Source organism: Streptomyces longisporus, from assembly GCF_039532765.1.
GTDB classification, from domain to species: domain Bacteria; phylum Actinomycetota; class Actinomycetes; order Streptomycetales; family Streptomycetaceae; genus Streptomyces; species Streptomyces longisporus.
On the sequence record NZ_BAAASG010000010.1, the window covers coordinates 300,292 to 310,388 of the forward strand.

Here is a 10,097-nt window from a genome sequence, read left to right on the forward strand (position 1 = left end):
GACCGTCGCTCGGGTCACTTGGAGATTCCGAAGACGGCACCCTCGGCATTGATGGTTCCACTGAAATGCTGAACAACCGTGTCTCCGGGCGCAGTTGGCGCACTTTGAGGGCGCGCGGAATTTTCCGCACCACCCCCTTCACCACCCCGCGCGCGAGGCTCGTCCGGGCCCGCCGGCACCGCCGCCTCGATGCCGAGCGCCCGCGCGTCGTACCCGGGCACCCAGATCCAGGCGGTCCCGCTGTACTCCTTCTCCGCGATCCGCACCTCGCGGAACTCCTGGGCCCGGATGGTCGTGTACGCCTCGCTGATCACGTCGTTGAAGACGGTCGCGGAGACCGCTACGGCCAGGCACGCTTCCGGCGCCGCCGTCAGGGCAGACCTCAGCGGGACGCTGTCCAGGATCCGGCCGATCTCGACCGGGGCCCTCCCGACGAACCCGTTGGCGGCCCGCGAGGCGGTGCCGAAGTGCACGGCGGCCCGCAGCCGGAGCCACCGGTCCGGCAGACGGTCGTGGTTGAAGTCCCGCAGCCCGGCGTCCAGTCTGCGCATGAACGTGTCCACGAGGTCGGGCTCCGAGGCCCCCTCGGGCAGGACCGCGAGCACCGAGTCCCCGCCCTCCTGCGTCTGCCAGCGATCCCGCTCCAGCCCGGCGGCGTCGGCTGCCTGGCCGAGCAGCTTCTGGATGGCCTCCTGGAACTGGCCCTGCGTCACCACGCGGACGCCGCCGTAACCCTTCGCGTCGACCGCCAGCAGCAGTCTGCGACCGAACGTTCCCATAGTCGAACTCCCCGCTCCCTGAATGGAACACACCGGCGCCCGCTCCCCCGAACACGCGGACGCCGGTAGGCCAGTGGTACACGCCCGGGCCGCCGTGAACCCCGTCGAAGTACGGGATGCGGAAAGGAGCAAGAAAATACCGGGATCGCGCCAAGTCGTAGCTGTATTCGGTGAATTGGTGCGCATGGGGTTCTTGGTCCGATCCCGGATAAATGCGGGATCGGGTCGGCCGGTCGGGTGTCTGCTGGAAACGACGCGTCGGCCGTCGATCGCAGGAGGAGCCGTATGCCGCCCGTTGCCGGACAGCCGGACAGCCGTCCCGCGCAGTACATGTTCACCGCCCTGCAGACCACCCACCAGCACGCCGACACCAAGGCCGGGATCCTGGCCGCCGCGCAGGCCGCGCTGGTCGGCACGGCCGGCGTCTGGAGCGGTCGGGCCCTGCACGCCGCCGAAGGCGGTGGTGCGGCAGGCGTGCTCGCGGGCATCCTGCTCACCCTGTTCCTGTGCGGGCTGTTCGGCGGCGCCGGATACCTGGCGGCCACGCTGCGGCCCCGGGTGCTGAGGCCGGTCGGCGCCAACCGCTACAGCTTCGCCCACCTCGCCTCGGGCCCCGACATCCTGCCGGCCGACGGGGAGCCGGATGCCGCCGACGTCGCCCTGGAACGCCAGGAGTTGTCACAGACGGTCCGGTTCCTGGCCCAGGTGGCCGTGCGCAAGTACCGGTGCCTGGCCGCCGCCGTGGTGTGCACTGCCGTGATGGGCGTCAGCGCCGGGCTGCTGGTGGTGCTGCGGCCGGTACTGGCCTGAGCCCCGGCGCGTGCTCTCACGCCTCGGGGGCTGCCGGGCCCTCGGGGGCCAGATCCGCCAGTTGCCGGAGCCGGGGCAGGTCACGGATCACCGTGGAGCCGTATCCGGTCTCCAGGAGTCCCTCCTGGCGCAACTCGCGCAGGCCCTTGTGGACCGTCGTCTCGGCGGCCCCGGTGAGTGCGGCGAGCTCCGGCTGGGTGAGCCGGCAGCCCAGGACGACGCCGCCCTCGACCGGGCGGCCGTAGGCCATGGCGAGCTCCACGAGGAGCCGGGCGAGCCGCACCTTGGCCGGATATCCGCGGAAGTCCAGGCGTCGGCGGTTGGCCCAGCGCAGCCGCTGGGCGATGATCCCGGTCAGGATCAGGTGCACGTCCGGTCGTCGCGCCAGCAGCGAGTGCACTTCGGCGGGTTTCCATATCCGTGCGGTCACCAGGCCGCATGCCGTCACCGTGGCGGAGCGCGGTGCTCCGTCCAGCGCCGCCATCTCTCCGACGGTGTCGCCGCCCACCCGGACCGCGAGCAGGGACTCCTCACCGTTCTCCACCCGGGCGGTCACCTTGGCGAAGCCGGAGAGCAGCAACAGCACATGACGGTCGAGCTCGCCCTCCCTCAACAGCACGTCACCCGCCTCGAACCGGGTCTCCACCCCCATGGCCAGCAACTCCTGCCGGGCCTGGGAGGACACCGCCCCCAGCAGACCGCGCGCGGGCCACTTCACCGAGTCGTAGGACATGGGCGCTCTCCCCCGGATGTTTCGACGAACGCACCCCTGCATGCTGCCTGTTGACGGTGCCTCAGGGGCGGGAAACGGCCGTACGCCCTGCTGCCCGGCCCTCTGCGGGCGACCCGGTGCGCCGCCACGCCCACGCCAGCGTCGCCGTCACGACGGCCGACGCGGCCGCCATGCAGGTCATCGCCGCCGCAGGCGAGGTGAGCTGGGCCACCGAGCCCGCCAGGGCCGCGGCCACGCCCTGCATGGTGAGCATTCCGGCCGAGTGCAAGCCCAGGGCGTGGCCGCTCAGTTCGTCCGGGGTGAGGGCCATCAGGCGTTCCTGCTGGACGAGGCTCGCGCCGAAGCCGGCGGAGGCGATCACGGCGAGGGCGGCCGACCAGGGAAGTGCGGGGTGCAGGGCGAAGAGCAGGTACGGGGTGGCCAGCAGGAGGAGCAGCGGGGTGGCCAGGCGGGGACGCAGCGCGGCCGGTACGAGGCGGCCGACGGTCACGTCACCGGCGAACATGCCCAGCGCCCCGCAGGCGAACAGCGCGCCGGCCGCGTGCGGGTCGTAGGAGACGTAGAGGGATTCGCAGCCGACGACCAGGCCGTTGGGGAGCCAGAGGCCCAGGTAGGTGAGGCGGCGGGGGCGCGAGGACCACAGGAGGGCGTTCGTGCGCCAGGTCGCCGCGACGGACGGGCGGCCCGAGGAGCGCGGCGGGCGGGCGGTCAGGCCCAGCCGGGTGCCGAGAGCCGCGGTGGCGTAGAGCGCCGCCGAGATGAGCAGGCAGGCCTGCGGGGACAGGACCGTCAGCAGGGCGCCGCCGGTCGCGAACCCGGCGACCTGCATCAGCCCCGAGAGCATGTTGAACACCGAACGCCCCAGCAGATAGCCGTCCTTGGAGAGGATCTCGTTCAGCAGCCCCCAGCGCACTCCCCCGCCCAGCGAGGCGATCAGGCCCTGGACGAGGACGACGCCGAAGACGGCCGCGACCGGCAGTCCGGGCAGGGCGAGGACGGCCGTACCGGCGGCGAAGGCGAGACCGATGCCGGCCAGTGTCGACCTCGGTGGCAGCCGGTCGGCGCCCGAGAGCAGGAACGTGGCGCCGAGCACCTGCGCCAGCTGCGGGCCGAACATGCTCACCGCCGACAGCAGCGGCGAGTCGGTCGTCCGGTAGACCAGCGTGCCGAGGGCCAGGGCGCCGATCGTCTGGGCCGCGGTGTGGGCGGCGGAGGCGAGGAAGAACGGGGTGAACTCCGGTGTGCGGAAGAGGTCTCGGTAGCTGCGCATGCAGGGAGTCTCGGGAGGGCGGGCCGACGCCGGTTATTGTTTCGCGCACACGCGAAACGTCCGAAGGCGGGTGACGGTCATGGGCTGGTGGCAGATCAACGCCGACACCCTCGCCCGCAGCCGGTTCGTCCTCTCCCCGCTCGCCGAGACCTTCGCCTCGCTGCGCCTGCTGCACTCGCGGCAGGCCGCGCACCCCGGTGAACAGGTCTGGCTGCGGGACCATCTGCCGGGCTACCGGGCGCTGCTGGCCGCCGATCCCGTGACCGCGCGGCTCGTGCGTGCCGGGCTCGGCCGGACCTGGATCGCCGACTTCCTCACCCCGGCCCCCAGGGACGGCGAGACCTTCGAGGAGGGCGTCGCGCGCGTACGGGCGGTCGCCCCCGCCGACGCCCGCGCCCAGCTCGCCGTCGCCCTCGCCACCGTCTCCCCCGCGGCCCGGCTCCCCGCCGAGCTCGACCGCGACGACCTGCCCGAGCGGGCGGCCCGCCTCTTCGAGTACGTCTGGACCGAGACCGTACGGCCGTACTGGGCCCGGCGGCGGCACATCCTCCAGGCCGATGTCGTCGCCCGCACGGCCCGCGTCAGCCAGGGCGGCTGGGCCGCCGTGCTGGACGATCTGCGTCCGGGCCGGACCCGATGGCTCGGCGAGAACCGGCTCCAGGTCAACCTGCACGAATACCCGCCGCGCGAGATCTCCGGCGCCGAGCTGGTCTTCGTACCGGTGACCAGCGAGGCGGGCTGGGTGTCGTGGGAGGAGCCCGACCGGTACGCCATCGTCTACCCGTGCACGGGGACGCTCGCCGACCACCGCTCCCGTCCCGCGCCCGCGAGTCTGGCCGCCCTGCTCGGCCCCGGGCGCGCCTCGGTCCTCGTCCTGCTCGTCTCCCCGATGAGCACCAGCCAGCTGACCGCCGTCACCGGCCAGGGCCTCGGCTCGGTCGGCCGGCATCTGAAGGTGCTGCTGGACGCGGGGCTGGTGGAGCGGCGGCGCGCGGGCCGCTCGGTGCTGTACTCACGGACGGCGGCAGGTGACGTTCTGGTGGAGGCCCAGAACCGGGACGACATGTACCGGAGCTAGCATCCGCTCATGACGACTGCAGACAGCAACGGCGCCGCTCCCCTCGACGTGGAGATCGGCGCCCTCAAGGGTGGCTCCGCCGACCTCTCCCAGTACGCCGGCAAGGCCGTCCTCATCGTGAACGTGGCCTCCAAGTGCGGGCTGACCCCGCAGTACACCGGGCTCGAGCGCCTCCACGAGCGCTACGCCGAGCAGGGCTTCACCGTCCTCGGCGTGCCCTGCAACCAGTTCCTCGGGCAGGAGCCGGGCACCGCCGAGGAGATCGCCGAGTTCTGCTCGGCGACGTACGGCGTGACCTTCCCGCTGACCGAGAAGGTCGAGGTGAACGGCGCGAACCGGCACCCCCTCTACGACCGTCTGACCGGCTTCGCCGACGCCGAGGGGCACAGCGGCGACATCCGCTGGAACTTCGAGAAGTTCCTGATCGGCCGGGACGGAAAGGTCGTCGCCCGCTTCTCCCCGCAGACCGAGCCGGAGGCGGCGGAGCTCGTGGCGGCGGTGGAGAGCGCCCTCGCGTAGCCAGGCGTTGACCTTGCCCCTGGGGCAAGGGCGAGCGTTCCCGTCACCGGGCGGAAAGCCCCGTCCGGTGACGGAGGATGCTCAGGTGGACGAGGAACTGCTCACCATCGGCGCGTTCGCGACCCGGGCGCGCCTGTCGGCCAAGGCACTACGGCTCTACGACCGCCTCGGCCTGCTCGCGCCCGCGCACGTCGACGAGCTCAGCGGCTACCGCTACTACCGCGCCGACCAGGTGGAACGGGCCCGGCTCGTGGCCCTGCTGCGGCAGCTCGACATGCCGCTCGCCCGGATCGCCGAGGTGGTGGAGGCGGACGGCACCGGGGCCGCCGACCGGCTCGCCGCCTACTGGGCGGACGTCGAGGCGCGCATCGCGGGGCAGCGGACGCTCGTCGAGTACCTCCGTGGACGACTGTCGGGGAGGAGCTCCGAGATGTACGGGAAGTTCGTGGTCGAGACGGTGGACGTGCCCGAGCGGGTGGTGATCACCCAGTCGCGGCACACGCTGCAGGACGAGTTGCCGGCGTGGATCGATGCGTCGCTGGACCGTCTGGTGCCGGCGGCGGACGAGTGCGGGGGTGTCGCTGCGGCGCCCTATGTCGTCTACCACTCCGAGGTGACCATGGAGAGCGACGGGCCCGCCGAGACCTGTGTGCCGGTCGCGGACGAGGCCGCGGCACGGGAGTGGGCCGAGCGGCACGGGCGGAACTGGGACACGAAGGTGCGGGTGGAGCCGACGCAGCGGCTGGCGTACACCCGGATCACCAAGGCGCAGGTGGCTGCGCCGCAGATCGGGGCCGCCTTCGAGGCGGTGGAGCAGTGGATCGCGGCGCGGGGGCTTCGGCAGGCGGGGCCGTGCCGGGAGGTGTACTTCGCGGACTGGGCCGCGGCGGGGCCGGAGGATGCGGTGTGTGACGTGGCGTTTCCGGTGAGGTGAGCACTATCAGCCCGTCCGGCGTTTGAGGACGAGGCCGTTCAGGCCGAAGCGGGGGTCTGGGGGCGGCAGCCCCCAGCCGCCGTCACTTCAACTCGTCGGGGCACGGAGTACCCCGCGGCAGCTGGTACGGCGCTCCGAGCCGGTAGGTGCCCGCCTTCGGGGCCAGCAGGATGGTCCACTTGTCGCCCTTGTCGTCCTCCTGCGTCTGCATCAGGCAGCCGTTGACGTTGTCGTACGACTTGGGCGTGCCGTCGGGACGGTGCTTGGAGGCGGACGTCTCCTGCGGGGGCTTGACGCCCTTGCCCTTGGTGTCGACCAGGCCGAGCCACGGGGAGTAGGGGACGCGGATCAGGACACGGCCGGGCTTCTTGACCTCGATGGTCAGCTCGCCCTGGGCCGCCCGGTCGACGGTGGCGGGCGGGTCGGCGAGCGGGGTGGGGTCGGTGACGCGGAACAGCTGCCAGTTGGCGTCGCCCCAGATCTGCTTCAGATACGGCATGCCCCGCTGCACGAGCTCCCGCTCGCGCTCCCCGCCGTCGCCGTCCGGCTCGCCCTTCGGCAGCACCACGAAGTGGACGGCCCAGCGCTGCAGCCATTCGTGGTAGTTCGCCGAGTTGAGGGTGTCGTCGTAGAAGAGGGGGTTGCGCTCCATGTCGGCCTGGCGGTTCCAGCCGCGGGCCAGGTTGACGTACGGGGCGAGGGCGGAGGCCTCGCGGTGGGAGCGGGCCGGGACGACCTCGACGCGGCCCTTCTCGGCGCCGACGCCCTGGAGTTCGTTGACCAGGGGGGCGAGTTCGCGCGCCCAGGAGGCTGCGGGCGAGGTGTGGATGATGTCGTCCACCGACTTGAAGCCGATCCAGACGACGAAGCCGGCGAACGCGAGGACGGTGACGTACCACTTGCGCGAGCGCGGGACCGTGAAGGGGAGCGCCGCGACCAGCGTCACCCCGGCGAACAGCATGGCCAGCCGGGTGATGTTGGAGCCGATCTGCGAGCTGACCACCCAGACGGCGAGGACCGAGAGGCCGTACACCGCGGAGGTCAGGCGGACCGTCGTCCACTCCTTCGGGACGAGCACGAAGGCGAGGACGGCGTACAGGAACGGCAGGATCACCGACCAGATGGTCATGGGCTGGGTGCCGGAGAAGGGGAACAGCCAGGCCGACACGGCCACCACCGCGGCCGGGGTGAGGCCCAGGGCCCAGGCGCCGGGACGGCGTTTCTGCAGGAACAGGGCGACGGCGACCAGTCCGACGAACAGGCCCGCGACCGGTGACGACATCGTCGCCAGCGCGGCCAGCGGGGCCGTGCACAGGGCCTTCGCCCATCGCTTGTAGCGCCACTTGTACGGCCAGCAGAAGACGGTGGCGACCGCACCCAGCGCGAACATCGTGCCGAGGCCGAAGGTCACCCGGCCCGAGACCGCGTTGCACAGAAATGCGAAAAGGCCCGCCAGCGACGCCCACAGCGGGTTCTTCACGCTCCGGCTGCGGATAAGGATCATCGTCAGCAGACCGCCCGAGACCGTCCCCGCGATCATCATCGTCGTACGGACACCGAGCACCGACATCAGATACGGCGAGACCACGCTGTACGACACCGGGTGCATACCGCCGTACCAGGCGAGGTTGTACGCCGAGTCCGGGTGCCGGCCGACGAACTCGGCCCAGGCGTCCTGCGCCGCAAGATCGCCGCCACTGTTCGCGAAGGTGAAGAACCAGACGATGTGGAGTACGCCGGCCAGGGCGGTGAGGGAGAGCACCGGGTGGCGCAGCAGCCGCTCGCGCAGGGCGAGGAAGGCGGTCTGCGCGCGTGATGTCCCGTCGCTGTTCGCCCGCTCGCTCGGCTGCGCGCGGTCCGTTTCAGTTCCGTGCATGCCGCGCATGTCCTCCGAGCGCGGTGCGGGCACGCGTATTCGCGGGCCGTTTCCCGGGCCCGGATCGGCGTCGTCGGCGCGTGTCGGCTCCGCAGTGGCCACCTGAAGGCACTCCCCGTGGTGTCCCGTCTTCTGTTCTGGGACGCGTCCCGTTGTCCGCTGGTTCGCGGCCGCGTCCCCGGGGATTTCCCGGTCGCGCCCCGTGAGCGGCGGCCTGCCCCGTTTCGTGACGCTAGCACGCACCCCGTCGGAGGGCTCCCTGGTGGGCCCGCCGACGGGGTGCGAGGGCAGCCGCGGCCGCTGTCAGCCGAGGCGCGTGAGCTTGGCCGTGAAGCCGGGTTCCGTGAGGTCCTTCTGCAGCGCGACGGGGACCTTGACCGCGCCGCTCGCGCCGTCGCCCACGGTGAGCGTGCCCACCTTGGTGCCGGCCTTCGCGGTGTGCGGGAGGGCGGCGGCGTCGAAGGACAGCTTCACCTTCAGGCCCGCCCAGCCGACGGCGGCGACGTCCTTGGTGAGCACGATCGGCGTGTGCCCGCCGAGCTGGTCGTCCACGTACCCGACGACGTCGCCCTTCTTGAGTATCTTCGTCGAGGTCAGCGCATCCCGGGCGGCGAGCATCGCCGTCTTGCTGACGTTGTTGACGGTGTCGATGATCGGCGCCGTCTGCTGGTCGAGGATCGCGCCGACCACGGTGACCGTCTCGCCGCCGACCTGCTTGGTTGCGGCGAAGAGGAGATTGCCGCCGGCCTTGGTGGTCGTGCCCGTCTTGATGCCGATGGCGCCGTTGTAGGGGACCAGGGCGTTGTAGTTGCCCCACTTCTTGCCGGACGGGTCGACCCAGGAGGGCAGCTTCGTGATGTCCATCAGGGCCGGAATCCTCACCAGCTCGTTTCCGAGCTTCACCTGGTCCTCGGCGGTGGAGACGGTGGACTCCTTGAGGCCGGAGGCGTCGGTGTAGGTCGTGTTCTTCATGCCGAGTTCCTTGGCGGTGTCGTTCATCTTCTTGATGAACGCCGCCTCGGAGCCCATGTCCCAACGGGCCAGCAGACGCGCGATGTTGTTGGCCGACGGGATCATGATGGCCGACAGCGCCTGCTTCTCGGTGAGGACGTCGCCCTTCTTGACGGTGTTGAGGGTGGACTCGTTGTCCTTGTAGTAGCCGCCCTCCTTCTCCGCCAGGGCGTCGACCGTGATCTTCTTGCCCTCCTCGCCCGACTTCAGCGGGTGGTCCTTGAGCACGATGTACGCGGTCATGGCCTTGGCGACGGAGCCGATCGGGACGGGCGTCTGCTTGCCGAAGTTCCCCATCGTGCCGATGCCGTTGACGTCCATCCAGCCCTGGCCCTCGTTGGGCCAGGGGAGGCCGGCCTTGGTGCCGGCGAAGGTGTACGAGTCGTCGGCGGTGAGCGCGAGGGTGGGGGTGGGCAGGGGGCGTACGGCCTGCACGATCGCAAAGATGATCGCGAGGAGCAGGACCAGGGGGGTCCAGATCTTGACCCTGCGGATGATCGTGCGGACGGGGGTCTGCGGCGGTGGCGGGGTGTTGGTCAGCTCGGCCAGCAGGTCCAGCGGCGGCTTGGGGGGCAGCGGCTGCTGGGCGGTGCGCTCGGGGCCGACCTGCGGGACGGGCGCGGTCGCGTCCGCGGGCCTGCGGGGCGTGCGGGGTTCGTCCAGGGGCTTGAGCGCTACGAACTTGCTGGTGCGCTCGGCTTCGGACGGCTCCGGGGTCTTGGCGCCACCCAGCTTGAGCATGGTGGTGGGCTGGTCGACCTGGGGCTTGGGGCGCTTGAAGATGGCGGTGGGCTGGTCGACGGGCTTGTCCTCGACCTCGGCTCCGCCTTCGGCCTTGGCGCTGTTCCCACCGGCACCACCGGTACCGGGTGCGGCTGGCCCCTTCGGGGCTTCCTCGCCATCGGCGACTGCGGTTTCGCGGTCGGCAACGACACCACCACCGGCTTCACCTGCACCGCCGGCCTCGGACGCACCGTCCGTCCCGGACTCGACGCCCGCCTCGGACGCACCGCCAGCCTCGGACGCACCGCCGGACTTGGCTTCAGCGCCCCCCTCGGATCGGCCCGTCTTGGACTCGGCGCCCGTC

8 protein-coding genes and 1 pseudogene are annotated in these 10,097 nt (G+C 71.5%); 4 read left to right on the plus strand and 5 right to left on the minus strand.

Annotation, left to right across the window (positions count from 1 at the left end):
* Positions 1 to 14 precede the first annotated feature (14 nt).
* Positions 15 to 779 (minus strand): hypothetical protein, encoded by a 765-nt coding sequence (locus tag ABD355_RS22435; protein ID WP_344402326.1) that lies wholly within the window; start codon positions 777 to 779, stop codon positions 15 to 17.
* A 285-nt stretch (positions 780 to 1,064) separates the two neighbouring features.
* Between ABD355_RS22435 and ABD355_RS22440 the strand changes: the two genes are divergently transcribed.
* A complete protein-coding gene (locus ABD355_RS22440) occupies positions 1,065 to 1,589 on the plus strand; it encodes a Pycsar system effector family protein (RefSeq protein WP_344402327.1) in 525 nt (174 codons plus the stop codon).
* Positions 1,590 to 1,605: 16 nt separating this feature from the next.
* Here the strand turns inward: ABD355_RS22440 and ABD355_RS22445 are convergent, their stop codons facing one another.
* Positions 1,606 to 2,322: a Crp/Fnr family transcriptional regulator gene (locus tag ABD355_RS22445; RefSeq protein ID WP_344402328.1), complete on the minus strand. Its 717-nt coding sequence runs from the start codon at positions 2,320 to 2,322 to the stop codon at positions 1,606 to 1,608.
* Positions 2,323 to 2,383: 61 nt separating this feature from the next.
* A complete protein-coding gene (locus tag ABD355_RS22450) occupies positions 2,384 to 3,592 on the minus strand; it encodes an MFS transporter (protein ID WP_344402329.1) in 1,209 nt (402 codons plus the stop codon).
* 79 nt (positions 3,593 to 3,671) lie between these two features.
* On the opposite strand from ABD355_RS22450, the gene ABD355_RS22455 reads away from it, so the two are divergent.
* The 3 genes from ABD355_RS22455 (at position 3,672) to ABD355_RS22465 (ending at position 6,123) form a co-directional block, all read left to right on the plus strand.
* A complete protein-coding gene (locus ABD355_RS22455) occupies positions 3,672 to 4,670 on the plus strand; it encodes a winged helix-turn-helix domain-containing protein (RefSeq protein ID WP_344402330.1) in 999 nt (332 codons plus the stop codon).
* A gap of 9 nt (positions 4,671 to 4,679) precedes the next feature.
* Complete coding sequence (locus ABD355_RS22460; protein WP_344402331.1) at positions 4,680 to 5,189, plus strand: glutathione peroxidase; 510 nt, start codon at positions 4,680 to 4,682, stop codon at positions 5,187 to 5,189.
* An 85-nt stretch (positions 5,190 to 5,274) separates the two neighbouring features.
* Positions 5,275 to 6,123, plus strand: a complete 849-nt coding sequence (locus ABD355_RS22465; RefSeq protein ID WP_344402332.1) for a MerR family transcriptional regulator — start codon at positions 5,275 to 5,277, stop codon at positions 6,121 to 6,123.
* Positions 6,124 to 6,205: 82 nt separating this feature from the next.
* On the opposite strand, the gene ABD355_RS22470 is transcribed toward ABD355_RS22465, so the two are convergent.
* Together ABD355_RS22470 and ABD355_RS22475 are read right to left on the minus strand one after the other, a co-directional pair.
* Complete coding sequence (locus ABD355_RS22470; protein ID WP_344402333.1) at positions 6,206 to 8,101, minus strand: DUF2339 domain-containing protein; 1,896 nt, start codon at positions 8,099 to 8,101, stop codon at positions 6,206 to 6,208.
* A gap of 201 nt (positions 8,102 to 8,302) precedes the next feature.
* A pseudogene (locus tag ABD355_RS22475) lies at positions 8,303 to 10,097 on the minus strand (D-alanyl-D-alanine carboxypeptidase); the annotation flags it as partial.